The following is a 15,380-nucleotide window of genomic DNA, read 5'->3' on the forward strand; positions in this document are numbered from 1 at the left end:
AACAATAATGACGCGCACGGGACGGGGATCTGCGAATTTGCTGGAGAATTTCAGCGCCATAGAAGGCTTCATGCTTCCCGCCGCGACCGCGGGCGCGGCCGCATGCCTGGCCGGCCTGACCGCGGCCGTCATTCACTATCGCGGACGGTGCCGCCAGTGGCGCGACGAACACCGCAACCTGTCCAGCCTGGTGGAAAACCTGTCCGAAGGCATCTACCGCTCCAGCCTTGACGGACGGCAATTGAGCGCCAACCGGGCGCTCGTCAAGCTCAACGGCTATGAAACGGAGGCGGAACTGCTCGCCGCCGTCAAGAACATCGCCTCGGAATGGTATGTCGATCCGAAGCGGCGCGACGAGTTCCGCGAGATCCTGCAACGGGACGGTTATGTCGAGGATTTCGTATCGGAAATATACCGGCACAAGACGCGCGAACGGATATGGATCACGGAATCGGCACGGATCGTCCATCACCGGCGCACCGGGAGGCCGCTTTATTACGAAGGCTCGGTGCGCGAGATCACCGAAACGGTCACGCGCCTGCGGCTGGAAGAACAGTTCCAGAAGCTGACCAGCAACCTGCCGGGCGGCTTGTTTCAGATCGTCAGGGGCCGCAGTTTCGATATCACGGTCAACTATCTGAGCGACGGTTTCGAAAACCTGCTCGAGGTCCCGATCGAGGAAATTACCGCCGGGCGCCAGCTTTTTGCCCGTTTCGTGAACCCGGACGACCGCAAAGCCTATTTCGGCGCCTTCCGCACCTCCTACGACACGATGGAGCCGCTCGATCACGAATTTCGCATCACCACCGCGACCGGCAAGGAAAAATGGCTGCGCATGAGCGCCAAGCCGGAACGGCTGAACGACGGCCAGGTGAGTTGGCACGGCTACGTGTCGGACATTTCGCTGCGCAAGCGCCAGGCGCTCGAAATCGAAGAATTGGCTTTCTACGATCCGCTGACCAAACTGCCGAACCGGCGCCTCCTGGCCGAGCGCATCGCGCGCTCGGCCAAGACCTGCCGGCGTACGCGCAAGCCCGGCGCGCTGTTCTTCATCGATCTCGATAATTTCAAGTCGCTCAACGACACCCAGGGCCACGATATCGGTGACGACTATCTCGTCGAGATATCCAGCCGCCTGCGCCAATGCGTGCGCGAGACCGATACCGTCGCCCGCATGGGCGGCGACGAGTTCGTGGTCATTCTCGACGGGCTGGGCGACAGCGAGGCCGCCGCGGCGTCGCAGGCCATCATAGCCGGCAACAAGATGCTATCGGCACTGAGACGCCCCTTCGAGCGCGGCGAGTTACGCCACAGCTCGTCCGCCAGCATGGGCGTGGTCGTGTTCGGCGAACACGACACGGCCGGCGACGACCTGCTCAAGCGCGCCGACATCGCCATGTATCAGGCCAAGGGGGCGGGACGCGACGGCCTGGCGCTGTTCGACGAACGCTGGATGAACGGCGAACAGGAGCGTTTCACGCTGCTGGAAGATTTTCGCCGAGCCCTGGAGGAGAAGACGCTGGAGCTGCAGTTTCAGCCGCAGATCGACCGCGAGGGGCGCGTCGCCGGCGCCGAAGGGCTGTTGCGTTGGCGCCATCCGCGGCTCGGCATGGTGCCGCCGGACCGCTTCATCGCCTTGGCCGAACAAGCCGGATTAACGCATCAGCTTTGCCGTTTCGTGCTGGCAAGCGGGGTGAAAACACTCGCCGGCTGGCAGCAAAACCCCGAAACGGCCGGGCTGGGCCTGTCGCTCAATGTCAGCGTGCAGTCGTTCTCCGGCCCGCAATTCGTATCTTTCCTCGAAAACCTGCTCGAAGAACACGCGATCGAGGCTTCGCGCTTGACGATCGAATTCACCGAACACGTGATGGCGACCGACCAGACGCTCGTCGCCAACCGGATGAACGCGCTGAAGAGCAGCGGCCTGCGCTTTTCGCTCGACGATTTCGGCATCGGCTATTCGTCGCTGGCCCGGCTGAAATCGCTGCCCTTCGACGAGGTCAAGATCGACGGCAGTTTCGTGCGGGATATCGAAAACTCGGATGGCGACCGCGCGCTGGTGCGCACTATCCTGGCCATGGCCAACACTCTCGGTCTGGATGCGGTGGCCGAACATGTCGAGACCCGCAGCCAGGAAGCGTTTCTGTATGCGTTCGGCTGCGACCTGTTCCAGGGTTATCTCTACGCGGCCGCCATGCCCGAAACGGCTTTCCTGGAATTCGCGCGCGCGCCGGAAACCGCCGCCTCGGTAGACGACGCCTTGCGGGCACAGGCGTGACCGTATCGGCCGATGAACACCGGAGCGAACATAAAAAAAGACCGGCGCGCGGCCGGTCTTTTCGGTCTACGGACTGACGGGCACTCGGCCTCAGCCGACGATCTCGATGTCGGAGAACCAGTATTTGATCTCCTGCGCGGCGGTTTCCGGCGCATCCGAGCCGTGCACCGAATTCTCGCCGATCGAACGGGCATGAACCTTGCGGATCGTGCCCTCGGCGGCATCGGCCGGATTGGTCGCGCCCATCACTTCGCGGTTTTTGGCGATCGCATTTTCGCCTTCCAGAACCTGGACCACGGTCGGACCCGACGACATGAACTCGCACAGCTCGTCGAAAAACGGGCGCTCCTTGTGCACCGCGTAGAAACCCTCGGCTTCGCGACGGCTCATCCACACGCGCTTGGAGGCGACGACGCGCAGGCCGGCTTCCTCGAGCATGGCGGTGATGGCGCCGGTCAGGTTGCGACGCGTCGCGTCGGGCTTGATCATGGAAAAAGTGCGTTCGATCGCCATCGAATGTTCCTTTGAAAGATGCGGGGAAGGTCGCGGCTCTATACAAGCCGCCCCGCGCCTTGCCAAGAGCCGTTCAAGCAGCCGCCGGCACGCGTCCGGCCAGGCCGTCGTGAAGCGCCAGGCAGCGTTCGAGCCACGCAGCGACGGGGTCTGCGGCATCAAGCAGTTGGAACGACGAAACGACACGCGCCCATTGGAACGCGCCGAAGACGATATAGTCGCAAAAGAGCGGTCCCTGCCCGCCCAGGAAAGGCTGGACGGCAAGCGTGGCGCGCAAGGGTTCCAACTGCCTGCGAAATTCCTGCAGGCCTTCGTGCCTGTCGGCGCCGGCCTCCTCCAGGGTCTTGCCGAACCGGGCCTCGCGCGAGCGCCGAAAATAGGCCTGGTCCGGCGCGGCCAGACAGGCATTGATGTCGGCAAGCAGCGCACCGCCGATGAAGCCGTGCACGACCGTCTGGGTCCAGCGTTCGAAAAACCGCGCCATCGCCTGACCGCCGGCACCGCCGAACAGCGTCGGGCGATCCGGATAGGTTTTTTCCAGATAAAGCGCGATCTCGAAGGAATCGCCGACGAGCCTGTCGCCGTCGCGGATCAACGGCACCGTTCTGCCGGAGCCGTTTTCGATCGTGGCGACCTTGGTGAACGGCGTCGCGACGCTTTCGAACGGCAGGGATTTGTGGGCGAGCGCCATCGCCGCCTTCCAGCAATGCGGGCTGAAGGGGCGCGCCGGATCGGCGCCGACGAGTTCATAGAGCAGAATTGCCATGGAGTGGCTCCCGGACCGGTGCTAGGAGGGACTTTCGATCATTCGTCACCGGAAAGAAACCGATGAAGCGGCATTTTCGCATGATGGCGGCCTATAATCGTTGGGCAAACGCCACGCTCTACGACGCGGCCGCCGATTTGACCGACGCCGAATTCGGTCACGACACCGGCGTGTTCTTCAAATCGATGCTGGGCACGTTGAACCACATCCTGGTCGCCGACCGTATCTGGATGAAGCGTTTCACCGCCCAGGGCGAGGCGCCGAAGTCGCTCGACGCCATCATCCATCCGAACCTGACGCCGCTGCGCCTGGCGCGCGAGGCCGAAGACGCACGCATCAGCGCCTGGGTGGAAAGCCTCTCCGACACCGCGCTCGCCGGCCGCTTCACCTATGTCACCGTCACCGACATGAAGACGGTCAGCCAGAGGCTGGCGCCGGCGATGGCCCATTTCTTCAACCACCAAACCCACCATCGCGGCCACGCCCACGCCATCCTGTCGCTCTTGGGAAGAACGCCGCCCTCGCTCGACATGATCTATTTCCAGCGCACAGAGGACGGGCGGGAATTCGCCTGACGGCATCGCCGCGCCAATTGCATGCGATGTCTTCCCCCTTGCATCCGCGCGCGCGCTCGGCCACAACCCCGCGGCCATGATTACCATCAACGATCTTTCGCTGCGCATTGCCGGGCGCCTTCTCATCGACCACGCCTCGCTCTCGCTGCCCGGCGGTGCGAAGGCCGGCCTGGTGGGACGCAACGGCACCGGCAAGACAAGCCTGTTTCGCGCCATCACCGGCGAGGCGCAGATCGAGAGCGGCTCGATCTCGCTGCCGAAAAACGCCCGCATCGGCCAGGTCGCGCAGGAGGCGCCAGGGACCGAAGAGCCGCTGATCGACATCGTTCTGGCGGCCGACAGGGAGCGCACCGCGCTCTTGGCCGAGGAGCGCACCACGACGGACCCGCACAGGATCGGCGAAATCCACATGCGGCTGGCCGATATCGACGCCCATTCGGCCGAAGCGCGCGCGGCGACCATTCTGGCCGGGCTCGGCTTCGACGAGGCGGCGCAGAAAAGGTCGGCCTCGTCGTTTTCGGGCGGCTGGCGCATGCGCGTCGCGCTCGCCGCGGTGTTGTTTGCCGAGCCGGACCTGCTGCTACTCGACGAGCCGACCAACTATCTCGACCTGGAAGGCACGCTGTGGCTGGAAAACTATCTGACGCGCTACCCGCATACGGTGCTGCTGATCAGCCATGATCGCGATCTGCTCAACCGGGCGGTGAACTCGATCGTGCATCTCGACCAGCACAAGCTGACCTTCTGGCGCGGCGGCTACGATCAGTTCGAACGCCAACTGGCCGAAAAGCAGGCGCTGCAGGAAAAGGCGCGCGCCAAGCAGGACGCCCAGCGCAAGCACATGGAGGCCTTTGTCGAGCGCTTTCGCTACAAGGCCTCCAAGGCGCGCCAGGCCCAGTCGCGTCTCAAGGCGCTCGAGCGCATGGGCACGATCGCGGCCGTGGTCAACCAGACCGTGCGGCCATTCTCCTTTCCCGCGCCGGAGCGCAAGGTCGCCTCACCGATCGTGGCGATCGAAAACGGCTCGGTCGGCTACCAGCCGGGCAAACCGATCCTGAAAAACCTGTCGATGCGTATCGACGAGGACGACCGCATCGCGCTTCTGGGCGCCAATGGCAACGGCAAGTCGACCTTCGCCAAGCTGCTCGCCGGTCGGCTGACGCTCGACGGCGGGAAGATGACACTCGCACCGCAGCTCAACGTGTCGATGTTCGCCCAGCATCAGCTCGACGATCTGCGCCCGGACGAAAACGCGATCGAGCACGTGCGCCGTCTGTTGCCCGCCCTGCCCGAGGCCAAGGTGCGCTCCCGGGTCGCGCAGATGGGCCTGGCGACGGAAAAGATGAACACGCCCGCCAAAGATCTGTCCGGCGGCGAGAAGGCGCGTCTTTTGATGGGGCTGGCCACCATCGAAGGTCCGAACCTGTTCATCCTCGACGAGCCGACCAACCATCTCGACATCGATTCACGCCATTCGCTGATCGAGGCCCTGAACGATTTCGAGGGCGCGGTGATCCTGATCTCGCACGACCGCCATCTGATCGAGGCCACCGCCGAGCGGCTGTGGCTGGTCAATGACGGCACCGTCGCGCCCTATGAGGGCGACATCGGCGACTATCGAAGCCTGGTGACCGGCGGGACGAGCGACCGGCGCGACCGGCGCGAGGCCGACAAGGCCTCCAAGGCGGAGAAGCGACGCGAGGCGGCCGAACGCCGACGCGCCCTGGAACCGGTCGCCAAGCAGATCAAGGCCACGGAAGGACTGATCGACCGCACGCGCAAGCGTCTCGAGGCGATCGAGAACGAACTTGCCAACCCTGCGCTTTACGAGCGAGATTCCGCCAAGGTGGCGACACTCGGCAAGGAGCGCTCCGAACTTGCCGACCAGCTCGCCCGCCACGAAGAACTGTGGCTGACGCTGTCGGCACAGTATGAGGAGGGGATGGCGCAATGAACATCAGGACCGAACGCGACGGCGCGATCACCGTGGTGACGATCGACCGTGCCGAGGCACGCAATGCCGTCAATCCGGCGATGGCCGAGGCTCTGTTTTCCGCCTTTATCGCCTTCGAACGCGACGACAGTCAGAAGGTCGCCGTTCTGACGGGCGCCGGTGGAAACTTCTGCGCCGGATTCGACCTCAAGCATGCTGCCGGCGGCATGGACGAGGAATGGTTCGCCACCCACGATCTCGATGCGTCCTTCGACGGACGCGACGACCAGCCGCGCAAGGCGCCGATGGGACCGACCCGGCTTTCGCTGTCGAAACCGCTGATCGCGGCGATTTCCGGCGCGGCGGTGGCCGGCGGCATGGAACTCGCGCTGTGGTGCGACCTGCGGGTGATGGAGGAAACCGCCTATATGGGGGTCTATTGCCGGCGCTGGGGCGTGCCTTTGATCGACGGCGGCACGATACGCCTGCCGCGCATCGTCGGCCATGGCCGGGCCATGGACCTGATCCTGACCGGCCGCAAAGTGGACGCGGCCGAATGCGCGGCGATCGGGCTTGCCAACCGGCTGTGCAAGCAGGGCGAGGCACGTGCAACCGCTCTCGCGTTGGCGGCCGAGATCGCGCGCTTTCCGCAGGCCTGCATGCGCGCCGACCGCAAATCCGCGCTGGAGCAATGGTCGCTCGACCAAGCGCCGGCGCTCGCCAATGAATGGAAAAGCGCCGCCGCCTTCCGATCGGAAGGTGCAGACGGGGCGGCGCGGTTTTCGGCCGGCAAGGGTCGCTCGGGCAATTTCGACGCGATCTGAGCCGACCGCATCGCCGACGCGCGGCCGTCAGTCGTCCTTGCCCCGCCCCCAACGGCGTGTCTTGCCGTTGTCCGCGGCGGTTTTTTTGCGGCCGCGCAACCGAAACGCCGCCACCAGGCCGACGAAGCCGACCGCCATCAGGATGTAACCGGCGGGAACTGCGCGCGGATCCAGATCGAAGGCGCCGGCGCGCAGAACCAGTTCGACGCGCGCCATCACGATGCCGTCGGCGTCGCCCGGTCCGACTGTGAAGATATAACGCGCGTCGCCGTTCACCGGATCGATGATGCCGACCTCGTCGCGATAGACGTAGCCGGCGACTTGCGGACTGTCGGGGCGCGGCGGCACGCCAAGGAAGGTCACGGTCTCGGCGAAAACGGTCGCCCCGCCGGTCGATGCGGTGACGGTAAGCACGGTGAGCCTGTCACTCGGCCGGAACTCGCCGGCGGCGGTCAGGTCGACGAGGACCCGAACCGGGGCTTCAGACGGCGCGAGCGCCACCTCGGCAGGCTCAAAGCCCGACGCGCGATCATAAACCTTGTAACGGCCGATCTCGTAGCCGGAGACGTTGTCGACCGCCCAGGGATAGCCGATCCCGAGCGCGATACCGGCCACAAGAATGATCAGGAAGAAAAAACGCATCGCAATATCCCCCGCCGCGGCGGTTTGGCATGCGGGAAAATCAATGTCCACAACGGCGCCGGCGCGCCTCCCCCTGCCGCATGTCAGGGTTTGCGCCAGGTGGCGAACAGATGCGGGATCGTACGTCCGGGCCGGCTGATCTCGAAACGGTTCTCGTGCTCGCGGTGCAGGCCGAACTCGGCAAAACGCCCGGCCTGGTCGAGCGTCAGCGGCCAGGGCGGTCCGTCCGGCACGCTGTCGCGCGGGCGCAGCCGCGTATAGACCAAAAGCCTGCCGCCCGGCGCGACCAGAGCCGCGATGGCACCGATGAGGTCGCGCTGCATGGCCGGCGCGACGGACTGGACGGTGTAGCACTCATGCACGAGATCGAAGCCGGCCAGCCAGTCGCCCGGCGGATCGAAGAGGTCGGCGACGCGATAGGCGACCGGCGAGCCGGGGAAACGTTTTTGAGCCCATTCGATCGCCGTGCGCGAGGCGTCGAAGGCGAGCGTTTGGTATCCGGCCGCCGCGATCGCCTCGGCATTGTCGCCCAGCCCGCAGGCGACGTCGATCGCCCGCCGCCCATTGCCTGGATTGTCCGTCAGCCAGTCGACGAGTTCGGGCTTGGGCGCGAGATCGGCCCAGGGAACACCGGCGGCATCGCCGCCCGCCTCTTCATAGACCGCTTCGAAAAAATCCTGCCGATCGGATCCGGCCGCCGACTTGGCGTCGTCGCGCCGGTTCACCCGGGTTCTGGCCGCCTCTCGGCGGCGCTCGAAATCGTCCGTCAGGCCTTGCGCTCCCAGCCCCGTTCCGGCGTCTGCTGCCAATACGTGGCCTGGTGACCGGCCGCCTTGACGGCCTTCCAGTGACGCCGGGCGGCCTCGACATGCGCCTGATCGTGGCCGTCAAACATGATCACCGCGCGCTCGTAACCGTCGAGTGCCGGCGGTTCGGCGCCGTCGACCAGAAACCGGATCGCGGCTGCGTTGGGATTGTCCGGGCCGGTGGTCAAGAGCACCGGCTGGTCGCTCGCATTCGGCTCGCGATCGGTTCCGTGGCCGATGAAGGAATCGTCGCGCCACGTCCACAGATGCTGGTCGAGCGCGTCGCGGCGCTCCTCGCTTCCGGTCTGGACCACCACCGACCAGCCGCGGGCCAGAGACCGCTCGAGGAGGCCGGGCAAGGCGTCCTCGAGGGTCGAATCGGTCAAGTGGTAGAACAGAACCTCCGTCACGCCTCGTAATTGTCCCTGACCAGACGGTCGAGCAGCCGGACCCCGAAACCCGATCCCCAGGATTGATTGATGTCGTTTGACGGCGAGCCCATGGCGGTGCCGGCAATGTCGAGATGCGCCCAGGGCGTTTCCTTGACGAAACGCTGCAGGAACTGCGCGGCGGTGATCGCTCCCCCGAAACGGCCGCCAATATTCTTCATGTCGGCGTTCTTGGAATCGATCAGCTTGTCGTATTCGGGCCCGAGCGGCATGCGCCACAATTTTTCGCCGGTCGCCGTGCCCGCCGTCGACAGATGCTCGGCGAGCGCATCGTCGTTGGAAAACAGGCCGGCATGCTCCTGGCCGAGCGCGATCATGATGGCGCCGGTAAGCGTGGCGAGATTGACCATGAATTGCGGCGCGAAGCGCTCGTTGCAGTACCACAGCGCGTCGGCCAGCACGAGGCGGCCCTCGGCATCGGTGTTGAGCACCTCGATGGTCTGGCCCGACATGGAGGTGACGATGTCGCCCGGCCGCTGGGCGTTGCCGTCGAGCATGTTTTCGACCAGCCCGACAATGCCGACGACATTGGCCTTGGCCTTGCGGGCGGCCAGCGTGTGCATGAGGCCGGCAACCGCGGCCGCGCCGCCCATATCGCCCTTCATGTCCTCCATGCCTGCGGCCGGCTTGATCGAGATGCCGCCCGAATCGAACACCACCCCCTTGCCGACAAAGGCGACCGGCTTGTCCTTCGCCTTGCCACCATTCCACTGCATCACGGCAAGACGCGGCGGGCGGGCCGAGCCCTGGGCAACCCCCAGAAGCGCACCCATGCCGAGCTTCTTCAACTCCTTCTCGGTCAAAATCTCGACTTTGACCCCGAGCGCCTCCAGCGCCTTGGCACGATCGGCGAACTCGACCGGTCCGAGCACGTTGGCGGGTTCGTTGACCAGGTCGCGCGCCAGGTTGACGCCGCCGGCGACGGCCTCGACGGAAGCGAACGCCTTGCGCGCCTTGGACGGGTTCGCACATTGGATCGTCACCCGCACCGGCTTGTCCTTGGCGCCCTCGTCCTTGTCCTTGCGGGTCTTGTATTTGTCGAAGCCATAGGCGCGCAGCATCAGCCCGAGCGCGAAGGCTGCCGCCGCGTCGGCATCCGGTTCTTCGTCCTTCATGTCGAGGATGACGGCGGCATCGGCCGATTTCTTCACCAGCGACCACGCGCCACCGCCGATACGCATCCAGGCCTTTTCGTCGCGCTTGTCGAGCGGCCCCGCGCCAACGACGGCAAAGCGGTCGAACGGCGTGCCTTCGGGTGTCAGCACATCCAGAACAGAGGCCAATTTGCCCTTGAACTCGGCAATATTGGCGGCCTTCGGCACGATACCGGCCGCGTCCAGGGCGCGCGCCTGGTCGCCGAGAGCATTGTCGTCATTTACGACGACCACCACCGCCCCCTTCTTGGGCGCGGAAAACTTGGCAAAGCTGATCTTGGGTGCGTGAGGCATGGATGTTCCCGAATGGCCGGAGGGGCGCGGCGTGCGCGACGATGAAAGCGGACCGACCCTAAAAAGTCCGGCTTTGCCTGGCAAGCGCGGCGCGGAAAACAAGCCGTTTTACCGATCGTTAACCGCGCTCCTTCGCTATTTTTTAGCCCTGATTGCGCACCATCGTGTATGGGACCGGGACGAACAGCCCGCAGCATGCGCTTGTGTGAAGGCCGACGGGCGCCTAATTTGCTCGGCGGGGTTGAAGCGTGACGCGCGCGAATCATAGGGACGCACCGCTTTCGCGATGAAACTCGTCGAGAGATACATCTTCTACCGCGCCTTGAAGATTTCGGGCGCGGCGCTGCTGGTTGCGCTCGCCATGGCGTGGACCACGCAGATTCTCGCACGGGTCAACATCGTCACCGACAGCGGCCAGACCGCCGGCACGTTTCTCGAGCTGGCCACGCTGCTCTTGCCGACCGTGATACCGGTCGTGATGCCGTTCGCCATCATCATCGGAATTTCGCAGACCCTATCGGCGATGAATCAGGATTCCGAGCTCGCCGTAATTGCCGCGGCCGGCAGCTCGCGCGGCACGATCCTCAAGCCGATGTTGGTTCTGGCCGCACTGGCAAGCGCGCTTTCGTTCGCGGTCGACAACTGGGTCGAGCCGACGGCCAGACAACGCACCCGCACTCTGGTGGCCAGCGCCCATGCCGACCTGCTGTCCTCCGTCATCCAGGAAGGCAACTTCCGCAAGGTTCAGGAGGGCCTCTTCGTCCAGGTCGCCGAACGCCTGCCGAACGGACGGATGGGCGGGATATTCGTCGCCGATTCGCGCAAGAAGGACCTCGATCTTTATTATTACGCTAAACAAGGCGAGGTTCAGCAACGCGGCGACCAGCAGTTCCTGTTCATGATCGACGGCGAAGTGCACCGCAAGACACCAGGCGGCGACGTTTCGGTGGTCCGTTTTGCATCCTATGCGTTCGACCTCTCGGAATTCGCGCCTACGGGCAAGACGGTCCAGATTTGGCCGAAGGACCGCACGCTCGGCTATTTGTTCAACCCGGATCCGAACGACGCCTACCTGCAATGGAGTCCGCCCTTCTTCTACGCAGAGCTTCACCGCCGCCTTTCGGAATGGAGCTATTCGCTGGTGTTTGCGTTGCTGGCGCTGGCGGCTGCCGGCGACGCGCGCTCGCACCGCCAGGCGCGCATCCATCCGATGGTCACCGCGATCTCGATTGCGCTTCTGGTGCGTTGGGAGGGATATTTCGTCGCCAACAAGGCCGAAACCGTCACCGCCTTCGTGCCCCTGATCTACGCGGTGCCGATCTTGAACGCCGCTTTTGCCTGTTATCTGATCGCCGCAAGCAAAACCCTCGAATTGCCGGCCTCCTGGTTGGATCGGTTGGCGCATTTCTTTACGGCACTGCGCATGCGCGCGCGTGCCCTGCGCTGGCCCGGGACCCGTCACTCCCTGGAAAGGGGCAGCGGATGATCGGCTGGACGCTGGGGCAGTATTTTTTCCGACGCTATCTCGTCATCACCGGCTGGTTCCTGGCCGGTATTTTCGCGCTGGTCTTCATCATCGACTTCACCGAGCAATCGAGCCGGTTCAGCGGCCTGCCCGGCTATTCACTGCAATTGGGCATGACCATGAGCGCGCTTCGGGTGCCGATGGTGCTGCAGCAGACGATACCCTTCGTGGCATTGTTTTCGGCGATGACGACACTGATCTCGCTCAACAGGAAATACGAGTTGGTCGTCACGCGCGCGGCCGGCGTTTCGGCCTGGCAGTTCCTGTTTCCGATCTGCGTGGGGGCGTTCCTGTTCGGTCTCTCGACGATCATCGCGCTCAACCCGATCGCCGCCAACGGGCTCGCGAAGGTCGAGGAGATCGAAACGACGCTGCGCTCGGGCGAATCGAATGTCGTGTCGGCGGCCTCGGCACCCTGGCTGCGCCAGCGCACCGAGGAAGGCCAGACGATCGTCGGCGCCCGCGCGGTCCTCAACAGCGGGCTTACGCTGTCCGACGCCGTCTTCATCCGCATCGGCGAAGACGGCAACATCATTGAGCGGCAGGACGCCGCACGCGCCTATCTGCGCGACGGCTATTGGGAACTGGAACAGGTTCGCCGCTTCAAATCCGGCGCCAAACCCGAAAGCGTCAAAAACGCGCGGGTCCTCACCAATCTCCGGCCGGAATTCGTCGAGCAGCGGCTGGCACGGCCGGAGGCCACGCCGTTTTACGAACTCGGCAGAAAGATCGAAACCGCCAAGGCGTACGGCTATTCCGTTAACGCTTTTTCGATGCATTATCATTCACTTGTGGCACTTCCGCCACTACTGGTCGCAATGACGCTGATCGCGGCAACGGTTTCGATGCGATTTGTCCGGCTCGGCCAATCCGGCACCCTGATTCTGGGTGGCATCCTCGCCGGCTTTCTGCTTTATGTCGTCTCGACCTTGGTCAAGGCGTTCGGCAGCGCGGGTATCGTGCCGCCGATCGTTGCGGCGTGGTTGCCTGTGGTTATTGCAGCATTGTTCGGGGTAACGTTCCTGCTGCACAAGGAGGACGGTTAGTGGGGTTCAGGAGGGGTAGCGGTGACGGGCACCCACGCATCCGCCTTGGCACAAGCGCCACGGCGCTCGCCCTGCTGTGTCTTGCCGGCATCGTCGATATTCCGCGCGCCCAAGCACAGTCCCTGGACGGCTTGAATGTCAGCGTCGGCCCCGCCGACCAGCTCCTGTTGGAAGCCGACACGCTGATCTACGACAATATCAACCAGACGGTGACCGCAGAGGGGTCGGTGCGGATCGACTACGGCGGCAACCGCATGGTTGCCCGCCGCGTGATCTACAATCAGGCCACGGGCCGTCTGGTGGCCGACGGCGACGTGGAAATCGTCGACCGTGACGGCAACCGGATCTTTTCCGATCATATCGACGTCACCGACGATTTCCGGGACGGGTTCATCAATGCCCTGAGCGTGGAAACGGCCGAGAAGACCTATTTCGGCGCCGAAAGCGCCGAGCGCAAAGCCGGCACCGTGACCACATTCGTCAACGGCATCTACACGGCCTGCGAACCATGCGAGGACAAGCCGGACAAGGCGCCGATCTGGCGAATCAAGTCGCGCAAGATCATCTGGAACAAGGACGCCAAAACGATCCGCTTCCAGCGACCGCGCTTCGAGTTTTTCGGCCTGCCGATCGCGCAGTTGCCGGCGTTCGAGATGGCCGATTCGAGCGTGAAGCGCAAAAGCGGCTTCCTGTTTCCCGGCATCGGCTTCAAGAGCGAGTTGGGCGCCAGCGTCACGCTACCCTATTTCTTCGCCTTTTCGCCGACCTACGACCTGACGGTGAAAAGCACATATTATTCGCGCCAGGGCTTTATGGCCGAAGCCGACTGGCGCCAGAAATTCAATTCTGGCGAGTATTCGCTGAAAATCGCCGGCATCAGCCAGAAGCAGCCGACCGCGTTCAAACCGGGCTATGTCGACAGAACGGTCAAGACCCGCCTCATGGCGGGCACCAAGGGCAAGTTCACCATCAATCCCCGCTGGACGTTCGGTTGGGATGTTCTGGTGCAGTCCGATCCGAACTTCGCCAACACCTATCTGCTGGATGGCTATTCGGAGGCGATACGCCGGAACGAAATCTATCTGACCGGCCTCAACGACCGCAATTATTTCGACCTCCGATTCTACAAATTCCAGGCTCAGGAAGTGCTCCCGGCCGCGCACCCGTCGGCGCGGGATCCGCGGCAACCCTGGGTACTGCCGTCCTTCGACTATGCCTATACGGTGGACGAGCCGGTGGCCGGCGGCGAGTTGAGCTTCGACGTCAACACCCAGGTCGTGGGCCGTATGCGGCGGGATTTCCTGCCCGGCAGGCCGGCGCTGCCCGGCATACGCGGCTGGTCCGGCCGCGTGACGGCCGAGGCCGAGTGGAAGAAAACCATCGTGACGTCGGGCGGCCTGCTGGTGACGCCGCTTCTGCATGCACGCGCCGACGGTATCGGCGTGGACGCGAGCGCCGGCTCGAACGCTGCGATCGCGGCCATGACCGGGGGGCTGACCGGTGCCGCTTATACGCATGACGGCACCGCCTACGGTGCCGTGGCGGCCGATATACGCTCGTCCTATTTCCGTGCGATGGCGACGGCGGGCCTGGAGGCGCGTTGGCCGATCCTGTTCTCCACGTCGAGTGCCAGCCATGTGCTGGAACCGATGGCGCAGCTTTTCGTCCGGCCGGATGTCGGCTACGGCTCGACGCTCGGCATTCCCAACGAAGACGCGCAAAGCCTGGTCTTCGACGCCTCGACCCTGTTCGAGCGCGACAAATTCTCCGGCTACGACCTGATCGAAAGCGGCACCCGCGCCAATCTCGGCCTGCGCTATTCGGGCAGCTTCGCCAACGGCTGGACGGCCAACGCGATCGTCGGCCAGTCCTATCACCTGGCCGGACGCAATCCGTTCGCCGCGCCGGACCTGGTCAATGTGGGTGCCTATTCGGGCCTGGAAACGGACGTGTCCGACTTCGTCGCCATGGCCGGGTTCGCCTCGCCGGGCGGCGTGGTCTTCAGTGCCGGCGGCCGCTTCGACGAACAGAGCCTTGAAGTACGCCGTGCCGAAACCAGCGTGTCCATCCCGATCGACCGCCATAGTATCAACGCAAGCTACACCTTCATCCAGGCGCAACCGCTCTACGGTTTCCCGCAGGATCGCCAGGAGGTGACGCTCGGCGGCCGGGCGCGCCTGCACGACTATTGGAGCGTTTACGCTTCGGGCACCTATGACCTCGCCTCCTCGACGCTTGCCAACAGCTCGTTCGGGTTCCTCTATGACGACGAGTGCTTCACCTACGGCATGACGTTCTCGCGCACGCAAAACACCATCTCCAAGGACGTGTCCTACGGGTTCGGCTTCAATATCTCGTTCCGCACGCTCGGAGATTTCGGAACGTCCACGTCTACGAATGCGTTCGGCACAAACTGATGCGGGCCCGTTCGTCATGCTTTCGCCGTATAGGCCAAGCACGACATTTGTGGGGTAGAACACCGAAGGCCCCCCAAGAGGGACCGCGAAAGAATGAGACACGGAGCTCAGCCATGCGACCTGCATTGAATCGGATCGCCGGAACCGGCTTTATCCTG

At 64.1% G+C, this 15,380-nt stretch carries 14 protein-coding genes; 8 read left to right on the top strand and 6 right to left on the bottom strand.

Annotated features, from left to right (window positions below; translation table 11 throughout):
• Window positions 1-37 precede the first annotated feature (37 nt).
• Window positions 38-2,278 carry an EAL domain-containing protein gene (locus C7T96_RS16530; protein ID WP_158264400.1) on the top strand — a complete coding sequence of 747 codons (2,241 nt, stop codon included), beginning with the start codon at window positions 38-40 and terminating at the stop codon, window positions 2,276-2,278.
• A gap of 90 nt (window positions 2,279-2,368) precedes the next feature.
• Here the strand turns inward: C7T96_RS16530 and ndk are convergent, their stop codons facing one another.
• Window positions 2,369-2,791: a nucleoside-diphosphate kinase gene (ndk, locus tag C7T96_RS16535; protein WP_106572353.1), complete on the bottom strand. Its 423-nt coding sequence runs from the start codon at window positions 2,789-2,791 to the stop codon at window positions 2,369-2,371.
• A 73-nt stretch (window positions 2,792-2,864) separates the two neighbouring features.
• Window positions 2,865-3,557: a glutathione S-transferase family protein gene (locus C7T96_RS16540; RefSeq protein ID WP_106572354.1), complete on the bottom strand. Its 693-nt coding sequence runs from the start codon at window positions 3,555-3,557 to the stop codon at window positions 2,865-2,867.
• A 62-nt stretch (window positions 3,558-3,619) separates the two neighbouring features.
• Between C7T96_RS16540 and C7T96_RS16545 the strand changes: the two genes are divergently transcribed.
• The 3 genes from C7T96_RS16545 to C7T96_RS16555 all read left to right on the top strand — a co-directional run bounded on the left by C7T96_RS16545 (window position 3,620) and on the right by C7T96_RS16555 (window position 6,889).
• The gene (locus C7T96_RS16545; protein ID WP_106572355.1) at window positions 3,620-4,132 is read left to right on the top strand and encodes a DinB family protein; all 513 of its coding nucleotides are present in this window, start codon (window positions 3,620-3,622) and stop codon (window positions 4,130-4,132) included.
• A 76-nt stretch (window positions 4,133-4,208) separates the two neighbouring features.
• On the top strand, window positions 4,209-6,086 hold the full coding sequence (locus C7T96_RS16550) for an ABC-F family ATP-binding cassette domain-containing protein (protein WP_106572356.1): 1,878 nt from the start codon (window positions 4,209-4,211) through the stop codon (window positions 6,084-6,086).
• Complete coding sequence (locus C7T96_RS16555; RefSeq protein WP_106572357.1) at window positions 6,083-6,889, top strand: crotonase/enoyl-CoA hydratase family protein; 807 nt, start codon at window positions 6,083-6,085, stop codon at window positions 6,887-6,889. Before C7T96_RS16550 ends, C7T96_RS16555 begins: the two co-directional genes overlap by 4 nt.
• 27 nt (window positions 6,890-6,916) lie before the next feature.
• Here C7T96_RS16555 and C7T96_RS16560 read toward each other — a convergent pair whose 3' ends face one another.
• The 4 genes from C7T96_RS16560 to C7T96_RS16575 form a co-directional block, all read right to left on the bottom strand.
• Window positions 6,917-7,531: a hypothetical protein gene (locus tag C7T96_RS16560; RefSeq protein ID WP_127597089.1), complete on the bottom strand. Its 615-nt coding sequence runs from the start codon at window positions 7,529-7,531 to the stop codon at window positions 6,917-6,919.
• A gap of 83 nt (window positions 7,532-7,614) precedes the next feature.
• Window positions 7,615-8,340 (bottom strand): class I SAM-dependent methyltransferase, encoded by a 726-nt coding sequence (locus tag C7T96_RS16565; protein WP_199190502.1) that lies wholly within the window; start codon window positions 8,338-8,340, stop codon window positions 7,615-7,617.
• Window positions 8,298-8,747 carry a DNA polymerase III subunit chi gene (locus tag C7T96_RS16570; RefSeq protein WP_106572359.1) on the bottom strand — a complete coding sequence of 150 codons (450 nt, stop codon included), beginning with the start codon at window positions 8,745-8,747 and terminating at the stop codon, window positions 8,298-8,300. The genes C7T96_RS16565 and C7T96_RS16570 overlap by 43 nt, the downstream gene beginning before the upstream one ends.
• Complete coding sequence (locus C7T96_RS16575; protein WP_106572360.1) at window positions 8,744-10,234, bottom strand: leucyl aminopeptidase; 1,491 nt, start codon at window positions 10,232-10,234, stop codon at window positions 8,744-8,746. Before C7T96_RS16575 ends, C7T96_RS16570 begins: the two co-directional genes overlap by 4 nt.
• Between C7T96_RS16575 and C7T96_RS23915 the strand changes: the two genes are divergently transcribed.
• The 4 genes from C7T96_RS23915 to C7T96_RS16590 are packed head-to-tail and all read left to right on the top strand — an operon-like array spanning window position 10,233 to window position 15,222.
• Window positions 10,233-10,502, top strand: coding sequence for a hypothetical protein (locus C7T96_RS23915; RefSeq protein WP_146149200.1), 270 nt, complete (start codon window positions 10,233-10,235; stop codon window positions 10,500-10,502). The two genes, C7T96_RS16575 and C7T96_RS23915, sit on opposite strands and share 2 nt — an antisense overlap.
• 18 nt (window positions 10,503-10,520) lie before the next feature.
• Complete coding sequence (lptF, locus tag C7T96_RS16580; RefSeq protein WP_106572361.1) at window positions 10,521-11,720, top strand: LPS export ABC transporter permease LptF; 1,200 nt, start codon at window positions 10,521-10,523, stop codon at window positions 11,718-11,720.
• Entirely contained in the window at window positions 11,717-12,805 is a 1,089-nt protein-coding gene (gene lptG, locus C7T96_RS16585) for an LPS export ABC transporter permease LptG (protein WP_106572362.1), read from the top strand. The genes lptF and lptG overlap by 4 nt, the downstream gene beginning before the upstream one ends.
• Window positions 12,805-15,222 (top strand): LPS-assembly protein LptD, encoded by a 2,418-nt coding sequence (locus tag C7T96_RS16590; RefSeq protein ID WP_238719736.1) that lies wholly within the window; start codon window positions 12,805-12,807, stop codon window positions 15,220-15,222. The genes lptG and C7T96_RS16590 overlap by 1 nt, the downstream gene beginning before the upstream one ends.
• Window positions 15,223-15,380 lie beyond the last annotated feature (158 nt).

The sequence above is a fragment of the Nitratireductor sp. StC3 genome (assembly GCF_003015025.1).
Classification (GTDB): domain Bacteria; phylum Pseudomonadota; class Alphaproteobacteria; order Rhizobiales; family Rhizobiaceae; genus Mangrovimarina; species Mangrovimarina alexandrii.